Here is a 14,370-nt window from a genome sequence, read left to right as displayed (position 1 = left end):
ACCACCAACGCTTGATCATCGTGATTCGATAGACCCCGCTGTAAGACACATCCCACGCAACGGAATTCACTGCCCGCCCATAAATGATCAGGCCAGCGGCCCATTGAGCAACGGCACGAAGCGTACCGCCCCAAGCACATGTCGGGAGAAGCCGTCGTCCTCACGGATAATCAGCATCAATTGCTGCACTTCACCAGCCCCCACCGGGATCACCAGGCGTCCACCGGGGGCCAGTTGATCAAGCAATGCCTGCGGGACATCCGTGGCCACAGCCGTAACGATAATGCCGTTATACGGCGCCAATGCTGGCCAGCCTTCCCAGCCATCGCCCCAGCGAAACACCACGTTGCGCAGGTTCAGCTCAACCAGGCGCTCCTTGGCGCGGTCCTGCAACACCTTGATGCGCTCTACCGAGAACACCCGCTCCACCAACTGCGACAGCACGGCAGTCTGGTAGCCCGAACCGGTGCCGATCTCCAGCACTTTGTCCAGTGGGCCCGCCGCCAGCAACAGCTCGCTCATGCGCGCAACCATGTAAGGCTGGGAAATGGTCTGGTTATGGCCGATCGGTAACGCGGTGTCTTCGTAGGCGCGATGCGCCAGGGCTTCATCGACAAACAGATGGCGAGGCGTGCGCCGAATCACTTCCAGCACCTGGGCGTTGGACAGGCCCTCTTCATACAGGCGCTGGATCAAACGCTCGCGGGTGCGCTGGGAGGTCATCCCGATGCCGCGACGCAGCAGGTCGTCCTGTTCACGAGCCATCAGCGCAGCCCCTCCAGCCAGCCATCGAGACGACTGAAGGCATCACTGAAGGTGCGATCAAATTGCAACGGGGTAATCGAAACATAACCTTGCATCACCGCATGAAAGTCCGTGCCTTCGCCACCGTCTTCGGCATCGCCGGCTGCGGCAATCCAGTAGCCTTCCTTGCCACGCGGATCAACCACCTTCAGCGGTGCCGCTGCGCGGGCCCGATGGCCCAGACGCGTGAGCCGGATACCGCGGATATGGTCGAGGGGCAAGTTGGGAATATTGACGTTGAGCACTGTGCGCGGCGGCAAGTCGAGGGAAGCATGCGCCTCGACCAGCTTGCGCGCGAAATGGGCGGCCGTGGGCAGGTTGTCCAGCTGGCGCGACGCCAGAGAGAACGCGAACGAGGTTCGCCCGAGGAAACGCCCTTCAAGCGCCGCGCCGACAGTGCCGGAATACAGCACGTCGTCACCCAGGTTGGCGCCGAGGTTGATGCCCGACACGATCAGGTCCGGCTGCGGCTGCAGCAGGCTGTTGATCGCCAGGTGCACGCAATCGGTGGGCGTACCGTTCACGCTGATGAAACCATTGGCGAGGACGTGCGGGTGCAGCGGACGGTCAAGTGTCAGCGAACAGCTGGCACCACTTTTGTCCTGGTCGGGGGCAACCACCACGCACTCGGCGTAATCCGCCAGCGCAGCATGAAGCGCGGCGAGGCCGGGTGCGGTGGCACCGTCATCGTTTGATATCAGAATACGCATGGGCTGTCCGTCTGCCCCACCGGCACCAGATCAACAAGCTCGCGCACCAAGACAGTGGCGAAGCATCCGGCCGGCAGGACGAATTCCAATTGCAGAATGTCAGGCCGGGGATAATGCCACGTCAACCCGCCAATGGGCAGCCGCAGAATGCGACGTTCCTGGCTCATTCCGGCATTCACCAGCCAATCACGCAGGTCAGCTTCGCCGGCGGCGACAGATTGCTCCAGCGCAAAGGTAAGACCTTTCGCCGGAGAGTCGCCCTCGCCCCATTGTGGGCCGGTGGGGTGCAGGTCCAGGATCGCCAGGCGCGGGTCGTTGCATTCAGCCTCCCCCGCCGGGAAAAAACTGCGGCTGTCGGTAAATGCCAGCAGGTCGCCGACCTGTGCACGCTGCCAGGAACCGTCCGCCACGCGGGCGGCCAGCACTTTATTGAAGAGGAAACTGCGCGCAGTGGAGAGCAACCGCGAACGCACCGCGCGCTGCTCCGGCAAGGCTTTGCGCGCAGCCCATTCGCGGGCATCCACGACGTTGCCGCCGTTATGACCAAAGCGCTGCGTGCCGAAATAATTGGGAATACCGTGCTGGGCAATCAGTTGCAGGCGCGCGTCGATGGCGGCGGTATCACCGGCCAGTTGCGTCAGGCGCAGGGTAAAGCCATTGGCCGAATGAGCACCGCGCTGCAATTTGCGCTTGTGGCGTTTCATTTCCAGGATCTTGAGGGTGTGGTCTTGCGCACCGCTCATGTCCGGGTCGGCCTTGCCGGGCAGCTGCACGCTGAACCATTGGCGGGTCAATGCCTGGCGATCCTTGAGCCCGGCGTAACTGACCGTGCGCAGCGGCACACCCGCCGCCTTGGCGATGCGCCGGGCCGCCTCTTCGGTATTAAGGCCGCGTTTTTCCACCCACAACCACAGGTGTTCGCCGTCGCCACTCAGTGGAATGTCCAGCACCTCATCGACCTGGAAGTCCTCGGCGGTCGCCTTCAGGACCGCGCTGCCCAGCGCCTCGCCATAAGCCCGCGGGCCCAGCAATTGCAGTTCATTCATGCGCGCAGCAACAAGGCGACAGAGTGCACCGCAATGCCCTCTTCACGACCGGTAAACCCGAGCTTTTCGGTGGTGGTGGCTTTCACGTTCACTTGATCCAGTTCTATTTGCAGGTCGGCGGCGATCAGCGCGCGCATCGATTCGATATGGGGCGCCATTTTCGGTGCCTGGGCCACGATAGTGTTATCGACGTTGCCGACCTTCCAGCCCCTGGCGTGGATGAGTCCGACCACATGGCGCAGCAACACACGACTGTCCGCGCCCTTGAACGTCGGGTCGGTATCCGGAAAGTGCTTGCCGATATCGCCCAGTGCCGCCGCGCCGAGCAAGGCATCGCTCAAGGCATGCAATACAACATCGCCGTCGGAATGGGCCAGCAACCCGTGGTGATGTGCAATGCGCACGCCGCCCAGGGTGATGAACTCGCCTTCGGCGAAACGGTGCACATCGTAGCCGTGGCCAATACGCATAAAAAAACGCCCCGATTTAATTCAGGGCGTGATTCTACCTACTTTTGCCGCAGATTAACCGAGCAAAGCGCGTCCGTGATGGCGCAAATGATCTTCGATGAAACTGGCAATAAAGAAGTAGCTGTGGTCGTAACCCGGTTGCAGGCGCAGTTGCAGCGGATGGTTGGCCGCCCTGGCCGCCTGCTGCAGGGCTTCGGGCTTGAGCTGCTCGGCGAGGAAATCGTCGCGATCACCCTGGTCCACCAACAACGGCAGCTTTTCCGAGGCCTCGCTGATCAGCACGCAAGCATCCCACTCGCGCCACTTGGCGCGCTCTTCGCCCAGGTAACGGGAGAAGGCTTTCTGGCCCCAGGGGCAATCCATCGGGTTGTTGATCGGCGAAAACGCCGACACCGACAGGTAGCGACCGGGATTGCGCAGTGCACACACCAACGCCCCGTGGCCGCCCATGGAGTGGCCGCTGATGCCGCGTTTGTCCGAAGCCGGGAAATGCGCTTCAACCAACGCCGGCAACTCCTGCACCACGTAGTCATGCATCCGGTAATGCGTGGCCCAGGGTTGCTGGGTGGCATTCAGGTAGAAACCGGCGCCCAGGCCGAAATCCCAGGCATTCTCCGGGTCGTCCGGCACACCCGGCCCACGCGGGCTGGTGTCGGGCGCCACGATGATCAGGCCCAGCTCGGCAGCCATGCGCTGGGCGCCGGCCTTCTGCATGAAGTTCTCGTCGGTGCAGGTCAGGCCGGACAGCCAGTACAGCACCGGCAGCTTGCCACCCTGCTCCGCCTGCGGCGGCAGGTAGACGGCGAAGGTCATGTCGCAATCGAGTACAGCCGAATGATGCTTGTAGCGTTTATGCCAGCCGCCGAAGCTTTTCTGGCAGGACAGGTTTTCCAGACTCATGGGAGTTCTCCCAACTGCAAGCCGCAAGTCTCAAGCGGCAAGCAGGCGTACACCCACTTGCAGCTTGTAGCTTGTAGCTTGCCGCTGCTTCAAAAATGAATGACGGTACGAATGCTCTTGCCTTCATGCATCAGGTCAAACGCTTTGTTGATGTCTTCCAGGCCCATGGTATGGGTGATGAAGGTGTCCAGCGGGATTTCGCCGGTCTGGGCCATTTCCACATAGCTTGGCAATTCGCTGCGCCCGCGCACGCCGCCGAACGCCGAACCGCGCCAGACGCGACCGGTCACCAGTTGGAAGGGGCGCGTGGCGATTTCCTGGCCCGCACCCGCCACACCGATGATCACCGACTCGCCCCAGCCTTTGTGGCAGCACTCGAGGGCAGCGCGCATCAGTTGTACGTTGCCGATGCACTCGAAAGAGAAGTCCACGCCGCCATCGGTCAAGTCGACAATCACGTCCTGGATCGGGCGATCGTAGTCTTTCGGGTTGACGCACTCGGTGGCACCCAGTTGCTTGGCGATTTCGAACTTGGCCGGGTTGATGTCAATGGCAATGATGCGCCCGGCCTTGGCCTTGGCCGCGCCAATGACTGCCGACAAGCCAATGCCGCCCAGGCCGAAAATGGCCACGGTATCGCCTGGCTTGACCTTGGCGGTGTTGAGCACGGCACCGATGCCGGTAGTGACGCCGCAGCCCAGCAGGCAGACTTTTTCCAGCGGCGCTTCTTTAGGAATTTTCGCGACGGAGATTTCCGGCAGCACGGTGTACTCGGAAAAAGTCGACGTGCCCATGTAGTGGAAAATCTGCTGACCCTTGTAGGAAAAACGTGTGGTGCCGTCGGGCATCAGGCCTTTGCCCTGAGTGGAGCGGATGGCCTGGCACAGGTTGGTCTTGCCCGACTTGCAGAATTTGCACTGGCCGCATTCCGGTGTGTACAGCGGGATCACGTGATCGCCCACGGCCACCGACGTCACGCCTTCGCCGATTGCTTCAACCACCGCACCGCCTTCATGGCCGAGGATCGACGGGAAGATGCCTTCCGGGTCGGCGCCCGACAAGGTGTAGGCGTCGGTGTGGCACACGCCGGAGGCGACCACCCGCAACAGCACTTCACCCGCCTTGGGCATGGCGACATCCACTTCAACGATCTCCAGGGGCTTGTTGGCTTCGAAGGCTACGGCGGCGCGGGACTTGATCATCCGGGTTTCTCCAGGGAATTTAAAACTGAGACGGTGAGTGTAAATCAGCGCCCTTTGATTAATAATCCGGACAAAAGCAAAACTTTATTGCTGTACAGGGATAATCAAATGCTGGAGAACCGCTGGGAAGGCATCGATGAGTTCGTGGCGGTGGCCGAGTGCAGCCAGTTCACGGCGGCGGCCGAGCGGCTGGGGGTGTCCTCGTCCCATATCAGCCGGCAAGTGGCGCGCCTGGAAGAGCGCCTGCAAACGCGGTTGCTGTACCGCAGTACGCGCAAGGTGACGCTGACCGAAGCCGGCCAGACCTTCCTGCAGCATTGCCAGCGCCTGCAGGACGGCCGCGAGGAAGCCCTGCGCGCGGTCGGCGATCTGGCCAGCGAACCCAAGGGCATGCTGCGCATGACCTGCGCCGTGGCCTACGGCGAGCGGTTTATCGTGCCGCTGGTGACGCGCTTCATGGCGCTGTATCCGCAGTTACGCGTGGATATCGAACTGAGCAACCGACAGTTGGACCTGGTACATGAAGGCCTGGACCTGGCGATCCGCCTTGGCCGCCTGCAGGACTCGCGGATGGTCGCCAGCCGCCTGGCGCCACGGCGTATGTATGTGTGCGCGTCGCCGTCCTACCTCGCGCGGTATGGTCGGCCACACAGCTTGTCGGAGTTGAGTCGGCATAACTGCCTGATCGGCAGTTCGGATATCTGGCAACTGGCCCAGGACGGGCGCGAATTTTCCCAACGGGTCCAGGGAAACTGGCGCTGCAACAGTGGGCAGGCGGTGCTGGACGCAGCGTTGCAGGGCGTTGGGTTGTGCCAGTTGCCGGATTACTACGTGCTGGAGCACTTGCACAGTGGCGCGCTGGTGTCGCTGCTTGAGGCGCATCAGCCGCCGAATACGGCGGTGTGGGGGCTGTATCCGCAGCAGCGGCATTTGTCGCCCAAGGTGCGCAAGCTGGTGGATTTTTTGAAGGAGGGGTTGGCGGGGAGGCCGGAGTACAGCCAGTGAGTCGGCGTTGACTACACCGGCCTCATCGCAGGCAAGCCAGCGCTTATCAAACACAAAATAACGTATTGATTTTAAAGCTGAAGTTTCAGGCAGCCACACGCCTGTGGCGAGCGGGCTTGCCCCGCGTTGGGGTGCGAAGCGCCCCCAATCAAGCAAAACGCGGTGTACCTGATACGGCTCAGCGCCTGGTTTTGGGGCTGCTGCGCAGCCCAACGCAGGACAAGCCTGCTCGCCACAGGGAATCTGCGCTTAACTGAACGGCATTGGGGCTTGCCACAGAGGCCCCAGGTTGCTGCGCGACAGCGCTAAGTCGAAGACGTGGCGGAGCCTCCCACAGTTGACCGAGGTGTCTGCAATGACTGCGATCAAGTGTGGAAGCTGGCTTGCCTGCGATGAAGGCGCCTCGGTTTAACTGACTATCTACGATTGGCCCACCGCAACCTGAGCCACTCCAGATCTTCCGGCCGAGTCACCTTGATATTGTCCGAACGCCCCTCAATCAATCGCGGCGCCTGCCCTGACCATTCCATGGCCGAGGCTTCATCGGTAATCACCGCATCCGCCACCAGACTGTCAGCCAGGGCACGATGCAAAGCGCCCAGGCGGAACATCTGCGGTGTGTACGCCTGCCAGATCAGGCTGCGATCAACGGTTTCAACCACACGGCCGCGCTTGTCTGCACGCTTGAGCGTGTCGCGCGCCGGCACCGCCAGCAGGCCGCCCACCGGGTCGTCCGCCAGTTCGGCCAATAGCGTGTCGAGGTCGTCGCGGCTCAAATTCGGCCTTGCCGCATCGTGCACCAGCACCCAATCCTCATCGCCGGCCCCCAGGGCATTGAGCTGCAGCAACGCGTTGAGCACCGAGCCCGAGCGCTCCGAGCCGCCGTCCGCACGCTGGATACGCGGGTCGGCAGCACAGGCCAGGCCAGGCCAGTAAGGATCATCAGGAGCAAGACTGACCACCAGACCCTTGAGCATCGGGTGATCGAGAAAACAGCCGAGGCTGTGTTCGAGAATAGTGCGTCCGCCCAGTTGCAAGTATTGCTTGGGACGGTCCGCAGCCATACGGGCACCAACGCCCGCGGCGGGAATCACGGCCCAGAAGGCCGGCAAACGCTGAGTCATTGGGCCAACTGGTAGAGGGTCTCGCCCTCCTTGACCATGCCCAATTCATGACGAGCCCGTTCTTCAACGGTCTCCGTGCCTTTTTTCAACTCAAGCACTTCGGCATCGAGGACGCGATTGCGCTCCAGCAGGATTTCGTTTTCGGCGTGCTGTGCAGCAATTTGCTCAGTCAGGTCTTTTACCTGCGCAAAGCTGCCATTACCCACCCATAGGCGGTACTGCAGGCCAGCCAGCAACAAGAGCAAGACGAGGAACAACCAATTGGGACTGCGCATCGAATATCGGGTATCCAGTGAAAAAAGACCGCCATGCAAAACTTTTGCAGCAACTGACAGCACGAAGCCTGGAAAAACCAGGCTTGTGCTAGATGGCCAACAGATTAACGTCGAAATTCACTTTGTCGTGAGTTTTCCGACGCAGTCCGTCGACTTTTTTACATTTTTAACCGGTTAACGGTCAGCCGCGAAACTCGCCACGACCGTTGTACTTGGCTTTACCCGCCAGTTGCTCTTCGATACGCAGCAATTGGTTGTACTTGGAAACACGGTCGGAACGGCACAGGGAGCCGGTCTTGATCTGGCCTGCCGAGGTGCCCACTGCCAGGTCGGCAATGGTCGAATCTTCGGTTTCGCCGGAGCGATGGGAGATCACGGCGGTGTAGCCCGCAGCCTTGGCCATCTGGATGGCTTCCAGGGTTTCGGTCAGGGTGCCGATCTGGTTGAACTTGATCAGGATCGAGTTGGCGATCTTCTTGTCGATGCCCTCTTTCAGGATCTTGGTGTTGGTCACGAACAAATCGTCGCCCACCAGTTGGACTTTCTCGCCGATCTTGTCGGTGAGGATCTTCCAGCCGTCCCAGTCGGACTCGTCCAGGCCGTCTTCGATCGAGATGATCGGGTAGCGCTGGGTCAGGCCCTTGAGGTATTCAGCAAAACCTTCGGAGTTGAACACCTGGCCTTCACCGGACAGGTTGTACTTGCCGTCTTCATAGAATTCGCTGGCGGCGCAGTCCAGGGCCAGGGTCACGTCGGTGCCCAGGGTGTAGCCGGCGTTGGCCACGGCTTCGGAGATCACTTTGAGTGCATCTTCGTTGGACGCCAGGTTCGGCGCGAAACCACCTTCGTCACCCACTGCGGTGCTCAGGCCACGGGCTTTGAGCACGGCCTTGAGGTGGTGAAAAATTTCGGTGCCCATGCGCAGGCCTTCGGAGAAGGTCTTGGCGCCAACCGGCTGCACCATGAATTCCTGGATGTCGACGTTGTTATCGGCGTGCTCGCCACCGTTGATGATGTTCATCATCGGCACCGGCATGGAGTACACACCCGGCGTGCCGTTCAGGTTGGCGATGTGGGCGTACAACGGCAGGTCCTGGTCCTGGGCAGCAGCCTTGGCAGCGGCCAGGGATACAGCGAGGATGGCGTTGGCGCCCAGGCTGCCTTTGTTCTCGGTGCCGTCGAGCTGGATCATCGCGTGGTCCAGGGCTTTCTGGTCCAGCGGGTCTTTGCCCAGCAGCAGGTCACGGATCGGGCCATTGATGTTGGCTACCGCCTTGAGTACACCCTTGCCCAGGTAACGGCTCTTGTCGCCATCGCGCAGTTCCAGCGCTTCGCGCGAACCGGTAGAAGCACCGGACGGCGCACAGGCGCTGCCGATGATGCCGTTATCGAGAAGCACGTCGGCTTCGACGGTGGGGTTGCCACGGGAGTCGAGAACTTCACGACCTTTGATGTCGACGATTTTTGCCATTGTTGTGAACACTCCAAAGTTGACGAAAACGACGCAGCTGAAGGAAATCTTTTGACCGACCGCAAGGGTGGAACAACAGGGCAGGCTTGCAGACGACAAGGCTCAGGCACGCATGCCTGAGCATAAAGCGTGGGAAAGTCTACCGGAGAAATGCCGCTTACGCGGTTTCTACCGTCGCAAATCCCTTGACCAGTTCGTCCAGTTGCTTGAGCTGAGCCAGGAACGGCTCCAGCTTGTCCAGGCGCAGGGCGCAGGGGCCGTCGCACTTGGCGTTGTCAGGGTCCGGATGGGCTTCCAGAAACAGGCCCGCCAGCGACTGGCTGATGCCCGCCTTCGCCAGGTCCAGCACCTGGGCACGGCGCCCACCGGCGGAATCGGCGCGACCGCCGGGCATTTGCAGCGCGTGGGTCACGTCGAAGAACACCGGGTATTCGAACTGTTTCATGATGCCGAAACCGAGCATGTCCACCACGAGGTTGTTGTAGCCGAAGCTCGAACCGCGCTCGCAGAGAATCAACTGGTCGTTACCTGCTTCGACGCATTTGTTCAGGATGTGTTTCATTTCCTGGGGCGCGAGGAACTGGGCTTTCTTGATATTGATCACGGCGCCGGTCCTGGCCATCGCCACCACCAGGTCGGTCTGGCGCGACAGGAAAGCCGGCAACTGGATGATGTCGCACACCTCGGCGACCACGGCTGCCTGTTCAGGCTCGTGGACGTCGGTGATGATCGGCACGCCGAAGGCTTGCTTGATGTCCTGGAAGATCCGCATGCCTTCTTCAAGGCCCGGGCCGCGATAGGAGGTCACGGACGAGCGGTTGGCCTTGTCGAAGCTGGCCTTGAACACGTAAGGGATACCCAGTTTCTGGGTAACCTTGACGTACTCTTCACAGACCTGCATCGCCATGTCGCGGCTTTCCAGCACGTTCATGCCGCCGAACAGCACCATCGGCTTGTCGTTGGCAATTTCGATATCGCCTACGCGAATGATCTTCTGGGCCATCAGGGTTACGCCTTCTTCTGATGTTGCGTCAGTGCGGCTTTGACGAAACCGCTGAACAATGGATGACCATCGCGCGGTGTCGAGGTGAACTCGGGGTGGAACTGGCATGCCACGAACCATGGATGATCCGGCGCCTCGACCACTTCGACCAGCTTGCCGTCACCGGAACGACCGGAGATTTTCAGGCCGGCCTCTTTGATCTGCGGCAGCAGGTTGTTGTTCACTTCGTAGCGGTGACGGTGACGTTCGACGATCACGTCCTTGCCGTAGCAGTCGTGAACCAGCGAACCCGGCTCCAGCAGGCAGTCCTGTGCGCCAAGGCGCATGGTGCCGCCCAGGTCGGAGGTTTCGGTACGGGTTTCAACGGCGCCGGTGGCGTCTTCCCACTCGGTGATCAAGCCTACGACCGGGTGGCCGCTGGTGTGATCGAACTCGGTGGAGTTGGCGTCTTTCCAGCCCAGCACGTTACGGGCGAACTCGATAACGGCCACTTGCATGCCCAGGCAGATACCCAGGTACGGCACTTTGTTTTCACGGGCGTATTGAACGGCAGTGATCTTGCCTTCCACGCCACGCAGGCCGAAACCGCCGGGTACGAGGATCGCGTCAACACCTTCGAGCAACGCGGTGCCCTGGTTCTCGATGTCTTCGGAGTCGATGTAGCGCAGGTTGACCTTGGTACGGTTGCTGATACCGGCGTGGCTCATCGCTTCGATCAGCGACTTGTACGCGTCCAGCAGTTCCATGTACTTGCCGACCATGGCGATGGTGACTTCGTGCTCAGGGTTGAGCTTGGCGTCGACTACCGCTTCCCATTCGGAGAGGTCGGCGCTGCCGCACTGCAGGCCGAAGCGCTCGACCACAAAATCATCCAGGCCTTGCGCATGCAGGATGCCCGGGATCTTGTAGATGGTGTCGGCGTCTTCCAGGCCAATCACCGCACGTTCTTCAACGTTGGTGAATTGCGCGATCTTGCGACGCGAGGAGATGTCGATCGGGTGATCGGAGCGGCAGATCAGTACGTCCGGCTGCAGGCCGATGGAACGCAGTTCCTTGACGGAATGCTGGGTCGGCTTGGTTTTGGTCTCGCCGGCGGTGGCGATGTACGGCACCAGGGTAAGGTGCATCAGCATCGCGCGCTTGGCGCCGATTTCGAAACGCAGCTGACGGATGGCTTCGAGGAACGGTTGGGATTCGATGTCACCTACGGTGCCACCAATCTCGACCATTGCCACGTCGGCATCGCCTGCACCCTTGATGATGCGGCGCTTGATTTCGTCGGTGATGTGCGGGATCACCTGGATGGTTGCACCCAGGTAGTCACCACGGCGCTCTTTGCGCAGCACGTGCTCGTAGACACGGCCGGTGGTGAAGTTGTTGTTCTGGGTCATGGTCGTGCGGATGAACCGCTCGTAGTGGCCCAGGTCCAGGTCGGTTTCGGCGCCGTCGTGAGTGACGAACACCTCACCGTGCTGGAACGGGCTCATGGTGCCCGGGTCGACGTTGATGTACGGGTCCAGCTTGAGCATGGTGACCTTAAGTCCCCGCGCCTCCAGGATGGCCGCCAATGAAGCGGAGGCAATGCCTTTCCCCAATGAAGAAACAACACCGCCCGTGACGAATATGTAGCGCGTCATGAAAAACCCTAGAAGTCTGCGTTAAAGCGGTCCGAGCCGCCGGGGAAAGCGAAGGAAGGCCGAAGCCCCCGATCACCTGCATTAATCACAGTGCACCTTTCAAAAAAACCGCCGCGTGGTGACAGACCAGCAATGGAACACCGGTACGTTGATCGCTACACATTTTTTGGAATCGCCCAGCAAAGACTGCTTGGTAATCGGCAACTGCTGCGATTCAGGCGAATCCACAGAAGTTGTATCAAGAAGGGAGCGTAGTCTACCGGAAAGGCTCTATCAGCTCAAACCTTGATCGCAGCTCTGTGGCACCCAATGCAATTGCCAGCCACCCGGCGGCATGGCCCATAACCCTGCAAGGCATGGGGCAGCCAACAATCGCTCGCCCTGATACAGCAGCGGCAATCTGCCACGGACGAAGCCCGGCAACCCACTTTCATTAAGCAGACGCTTCAAGTCGCGCCGCCCGCGACCTGGCACTTCGATGATTTCGCCGCCTTGGCGATAACCGATCACCAGCGGACCGTCAGGGGCTTTGCCGATAAATTTCAGCTGACCATTGCCGGGTAACTCTAGTGCGTTTTGCGGATCGGGCCAGCTCACCGACGCATCGGAAAATTCCGACCACGTGGCGGGCAACCACCAGATGCGCTCGCCGCAACGGTGCAATTCGCCGTCCGCCAGGCGCCATATGGGCTGAGCGTCGGCCTTGGCATCGCGCAGGGAATACCAACTGGCCCAGTGGTCGCTGTCGGGTAAACGGGTCAGTGGGTTCAGCCAGTGGCGCAGAGCGTTGCGTTGTCGGGCGTCGGAAAGCTCACGCAATGGCGCAATGGCCAATGACGGTAGCGGCAACCACGGAAACGCCGAAGGCTGTTCGCAGGCTTGCAGGTCCGAGACGGCCAATTCGTCGAGCAGGCCCTGGGCTTCGCTCAAGTGCTCGGCGGTGCGGGCCAGGCTTGTTACGGCCTGGGGCCACCGTTCAGTCAACGCCGGGAGCACACGATGGCGCAGGTAATTGCGCGAGAACCGAGGATCGGCGTTCGAGGGGTCTTCGATCCACTTCAATTGGTGCTCATGGGCGTAGGCTTCCAATTCAACACGCGCAGCATCCAGCAACGGCCGCACCAAGTGCCCACTCGCCAACGCGCGACGGGCGGGCATTGCCGCCAACCCGCGCACCCCGGCCCCACGCAGCAGGCGGAACAACAGGGTTTCGGCCTGATCATCGCGATGCTGGCCTGTCAGGATCACCTCCCCTGCCCCGACCAGCTCGGCAAACGCTTGATAACGCGCATCACGGGCGGCGCGCTCAAGGCTTGCGCCTGGCAGGACCTGCACGCGCATCACCCGCAACGGTACGCCCAGGCCGTCACACACTGCCTGACAATGCTCGGGCCAGGCGTCGGCAGCCGTTTGCAGGCCGTGGTGGACATGCACAGCACGCAGGGGAGGAGTGTTTGCCAGAGTGGCCAGGAGATGCAGCAGGACGGTGGAATCAAGCCCGCCGGAAAAAGCGACATGCCAGACCGGCGCGTTGCGCCAGGGGGCCAGGGTTTGCAGGAGCTTGGCGGGTAGCGTTGGCTTCATCAAAAATACCGGCGCAGAACTGGAGTACGGTAGCCAAGCATACACAAAGCAAATGTGGGAGCGGGCTTGCTCGCGAAGGCGGTGTGTCAGTCAATGAACATGTCGACTGATATACCGCGTTCGCGAGCAAGCCCGCTCCCACATTAGTACTGCATTGTCTGCCGGATCAGTGCTTGATCAGAGACCGTAGCTCATCAAACGCTCATAACGACGAGCCAGCAGCGCTTCGTTATCCAGCTTCTTGAGCATCGCCAGTTGCGAACCCAATTCAGCACGGATGGTCGCGGCGGCCGCAGCCGGGTCGCGGTGCGCGCCACCCAATGGCTCGGCGATGACCTTGTCGACGATACCCAGGCCCTTGAGGCGATCGGCAGTAATGCCCATGGCTTCCGCGGCGTCCGGCGCCTTTTCGGCGGTTTTCCACAGGATCGAGGCGCAACCTTCCGGCGAGATCACCGCGTAGGTCGAATATTGCAGCATGTTCAGTTGGTCGCACACGCCAATCGCCAGTGCACCGCCGGAGCCACCTTCACCAATCACCGTGGCGATGATCGGGGTTTTCAGGCGGGACATGACGCGCAGGTTCCAGGCAATCGCTTCGCTCTGGTTGCGCTCTTCAGCGTCGATGCCAGGGTAAGCGCCCGGCGTGTCGATGAAGGTCAGGATCGGCATTTTGAAGCGTTCGGCCATTTCCATCAGGCGGCAGGCCTTGCGGTAGCCTTCCGGACGCGGCATGCCGAAGTTGCGGCGCACTTTCTCGCGCACTTCACGGCCTTTCTGGTGACCGATCACCATCACCGGCTGGTCGTCCAGGCGCGCAATGCCGCCCACGATAGCGGCGTCGTCGGAGAAGTGACGGTCGCCATGCAGTTCGTCGAACTCGGTGAAGATGTGCTGGATGTAATCCAGGGTGTACGGACGTCGCGGGTGGCGAGCCAGGCGCGCGATCTGCCAGCTGGTCAGCTTGCCGAAGATGTCTTCGGTGAGCGTGCTGCTCTTGTCTTGCAGGCGAGCGATTTCATCGCCGATGTTCAGCGAATTGTCATTGCCGACCAGGCGCAGTTCTTCGATCTTGGCTTGCAGGTCAGCGATCGGCTGTTCGAAATCAAGAAAATTCGGGTTCATAAGCGTCCGTCTTG

Annotated in this window: 14 protein-coding genes; 1 reads left to right on the top strand and 13 read right to left on the bottom strand. The window is 61.0% G+C overall.

What is annotated here, in order from left to right; translation table 11 throughout:
• Positions 1 to 87: 87 nt before the first annotated feature.
• From RHM60_RS22785 to RHM60_RS22760, 6 genes are all read right to left on the bottom strand, one after another.
• Positions 88 to 723: a protein-L-isoaspartate(D-aspartate) O-methyltransferase gene (locus RHM60_RS22785; protein ID WP_173670290.1), complete on the bottom strand. Its 636-nt coding sequence runs from the start codon at positions 721 to 723 to the stop codon at positions 88 to 90.
• Between the two features lie 41 nt (positions 724 to 764).
• Positions 765 to 1,514, bottom strand: a complete 750-nt coding sequence (gene surE / locus RHM60_RS22780; RefSeq protein WP_057007803.1) for a 5'/3'-nucleotidase SurE — start codon at positions 1,512 to 1,514, stop codon at positions 765 to 767.
• The gene (truD, locus tag RHM60_RS22775; protein WP_322212855.1) at positions 1,502 to 2,560 is read right to left on the bottom strand and encodes a tRNA pseudouridine(13) synthase TruD; all 1,059 of its coding nucleotides are present in this window, start codon (positions 2,558 to 2,560) and stop codon (positions 1,502 to 1,504) included. Before truD ends, surE begins: the two co-directional genes overlap by 13 nt.
• Complete coding sequence (ispF, locus tag RHM60_RS22770; RefSeq protein WP_209989580.1) at positions 2,557 to 3,030, bottom strand: 2-C-methyl-D-erythritol 2,4-cyclodiphosphate synthase; 474 nt, start codon at positions 3,028 to 3,030, stop codon at positions 2,557 to 2,559. The genes truD and ispF overlap by 4 nt, the downstream gene beginning before the upstream one ends.
• 54 nt (positions 3,031 to 3,084) lie before the next feature.
• The gene (gene fghA / locus RHM60_RS22765) at positions 3,085 to 3,930 is read right to left on the bottom strand and encodes an S-formylglutathione hydrolase (protein ID WP_209989577.1); all 846 of its coding nucleotides are present in this window, start codon (positions 3,928 to 3,930) and stop codon (positions 3,085 to 3,087) included.
• Positions 3,931 to 4,019: 89 nt separating this feature from the next.
• Positions 4,020 to 5,132, bottom strand: a complete 1,113-nt coding sequence (locus RHM60_RS22760) for an S-(hydroxymethyl)glutathione dehydrogenase/class III alcohol dehydrogenase (RefSeq protein WP_209989574.1) — start codon at positions 5,130 to 5,132, stop codon at positions 4,020 to 4,022.
• Positions 5,133 to 5,240: 108 nt separating this feature from the next.
• Here RHM60_RS22760 and RHM60_RS22755 point away from each other — a divergent pair, with 108 nt between their 5' ends.
• Positions 5,241 to 6,137 (top strand): LysR substrate-binding domain-containing protein, encoded by an 897-nt coding sequence (locus tag RHM60_RS22755; RefSeq protein ID WP_209989569.1) that lies wholly within the window; start codon positions 5,241 to 5,243, stop codon positions 6,135 to 6,137.
• A gap of 416 nt (positions 6,138 to 6,553) precedes the next feature.
• Here the strand turns inward: RHM60_RS22755 and ispD are convergent, their stop codons facing one another.
• The 7 genes from ispD to RHM60_RS22720 all read right to left on the bottom strand — a co-directional run bounded on the left by ispD (position 6,554) and on the right by RHM60_RS22720 (position 14,356).
• Positions 6,554 to 7,261, bottom strand: a complete 708-nt coding sequence (gene ispD, locus RHM60_RS22750; protein WP_209989565.1) for a 2-C-methyl-D-erythritol 4-phosphate cytidylyltransferase — start codon at positions 7,259 to 7,261, stop codon at positions 6,554 to 6,556.
• On the bottom strand, positions 7,258 to 7,536 hold the full coding sequence (ftsB, locus tag RHM60_RS22745) for a cell division protein FtsB (RefSeq protein ID WP_003231201.1): 279 nt from the start codon (positions 7,534 to 7,536) through the stop codon (positions 7,258 to 7,260). The genes ispD and ftsB overlap by 4 nt, the downstream gene beginning before the upstream one ends.
• A 181-nt stretch (positions 7,537 to 7,717) precedes the next feature.
• A complete protein-coding gene (gene eno, locus RHM60_RS22740) occupies positions 7,718 to 9,007 on the bottom strand; it encodes a phosphopyruvate hydratase (RefSeq protein WP_057007796.1) in 1,290 nt (429 codons plus the stop codon).
• A 157-nt stretch (positions 9,008 to 9,164) separates the two neighbouring features.
• Positions 9,165 to 10,010 carry a 3-deoxy-8-phosphooctulonate synthase gene (gene kdsA, locus RHM60_RS22735; protein ID WP_057007795.1) on the bottom strand — a complete coding sequence of 282 codons (846 nt, stop codon included), beginning with the start codon at positions 10,008 to 10,010 and terminating at the stop codon, positions 9,165 to 9,167.
• A gap of 5 nt (positions 10,011 to 10,015) precedes the next feature.
• The gene (locus RHM60_RS22730) at positions 10,016 to 11,647 is read right to left on the bottom strand and encodes a CTP synthase (protein ID WP_056857526.1); all 1,632 of its coding nucleotides are present in this window, start codon (positions 11,645 to 11,647) and stop codon (positions 10,016 to 10,018) included.
• A gap of 273 nt (positions 11,648 to 11,920) precedes the next feature.
• On the bottom strand, positions 11,921 to 13,231 hold the full coding sequence (tilS, locus tag RHM60_RS22725) for a tRNA lysidine(34) synthetase TilS (protein WP_322212853.1): 1,311 nt from the start codon (positions 13,229 to 13,231) through the stop codon (positions 11,921 to 11,923).
• 177 nt (positions 13,232 to 13,408) lie between these two features.
• A complete protein-coding gene (locus tag RHM60_RS22720) occupies positions 13,409 to 14,356 on the bottom strand; it encodes an acetyl-CoA carboxylase carboxyltransferase subunit alpha (protein WP_003172288.1) in 948 nt (315 codons plus the stop codon).
• Positions 14,357 to 14,370 lie beyond the last annotated feature (14 nt).

It is taken from the genome of Pseudomonas sp. MH9.3, assembly GCF_034354675.1.
Taxonomy (GTDB): domain Bacteria; phylum Pseudomonadota; class Gammaproteobacteria; order Pseudomonadales; family Pseudomonadaceae; genus Aquipseudomonas.
The sequence above is the reverse complement of the archived record's forward strand: the minus strand, read 5'-3'. Positions and strand labels throughout refer to the sequence as shown.

Coding starts and splice junctions, on each gene's coding strand:
- RHM60_RS22785 (WP_173670290.1), bottom strand. CDS start 723: ATGACCTCCCAGCGCACCCGCGAGCGTTTGATCCAGCGCCTGTATGAA.
- surE (WP_057007803.1), bottom strand. CDS start 1,514: ATGCGTATTCTGATATCAAACGATGACGGTGCCACCGCACCCGGCCTC.
- truD (WP_322212855.1), bottom strand. CDS start 2,560: ATGAATGAACTGCAATTGCTGGGCCCGCGGGCTTATGGCGAGGCGCTG.
- ispF (WP_209989580.1), bottom strand. CDS start 3,030: ATGCGTATTGGCCACGGCTACGATGTGCACCGTTTCGCCGAAGGCGAG.
- fghA (WP_209989577.1), bottom strand. CDS start 3,930: ATGAGTCTGGAAAACCTGTCCTGCCAGAAAAGCTTCGGCGGCTGGCAT.
- RHM60_RS22760 (WP_209989574.1), bottom strand. CDS start 5,132: ATGATCAAGTCCCGCGCCGCCGTAGCCTTCGAAGCCAACAAGCCCCTG.
- RHM60_RS22755 (WP_209989569.1), top strand. CDS start 5,241: ATGCTGGAGAACCGCTGGGAAGGCATCGATGAGTTCGTGGCGGTGGCC.
- ispD (WP_209989565.1), bottom strand. CDS start 7,261: ATGACTCAGCGTTTGCCGGCCTTCTGGGCCGTGATTCCCGCCGCGGGC.
- ftsB (WP_003231201.1), bottom strand. CDS start 7,536: ATGCGCAGTCCCAATTGGTTGTTCCTCGTCTTGCTCTTGTTGCTGGCT.
- eno (WP_057007796.1), bottom strand. CDS start 9,007: ATGGCAAAAATCGTCGACATCAAAGGTCGTGAAGTTCTCGACTCCCGT.
- kdsA (WP_057007795.1), bottom strand. CDS start 10,010: ATGGCCCAGAAGATCATTCGCGTAGGCGATATCGAAATTGCCAACGAC.
- RHM60_RS22730 (WP_056857526.1), bottom strand. CDS start 11,647: ATGACGCGCTACATATTCGTCACGGGCGGTGTTGTTTCTTCATTGGGG.
- tilS (WP_322212853.1), bottom strand. CDS start 13,231: ATGAAGCCAACGCTACCCGCCAAGCTCCTGCAAACCCTGGCCCCCTGG.
- RHM60_RS22720 (WP_003172288.1), bottom strand. CDS start 14,356: ATGAACCCGAATTTTCTTGATTTCGAACAGCCGATCGCTGACCTGCAA.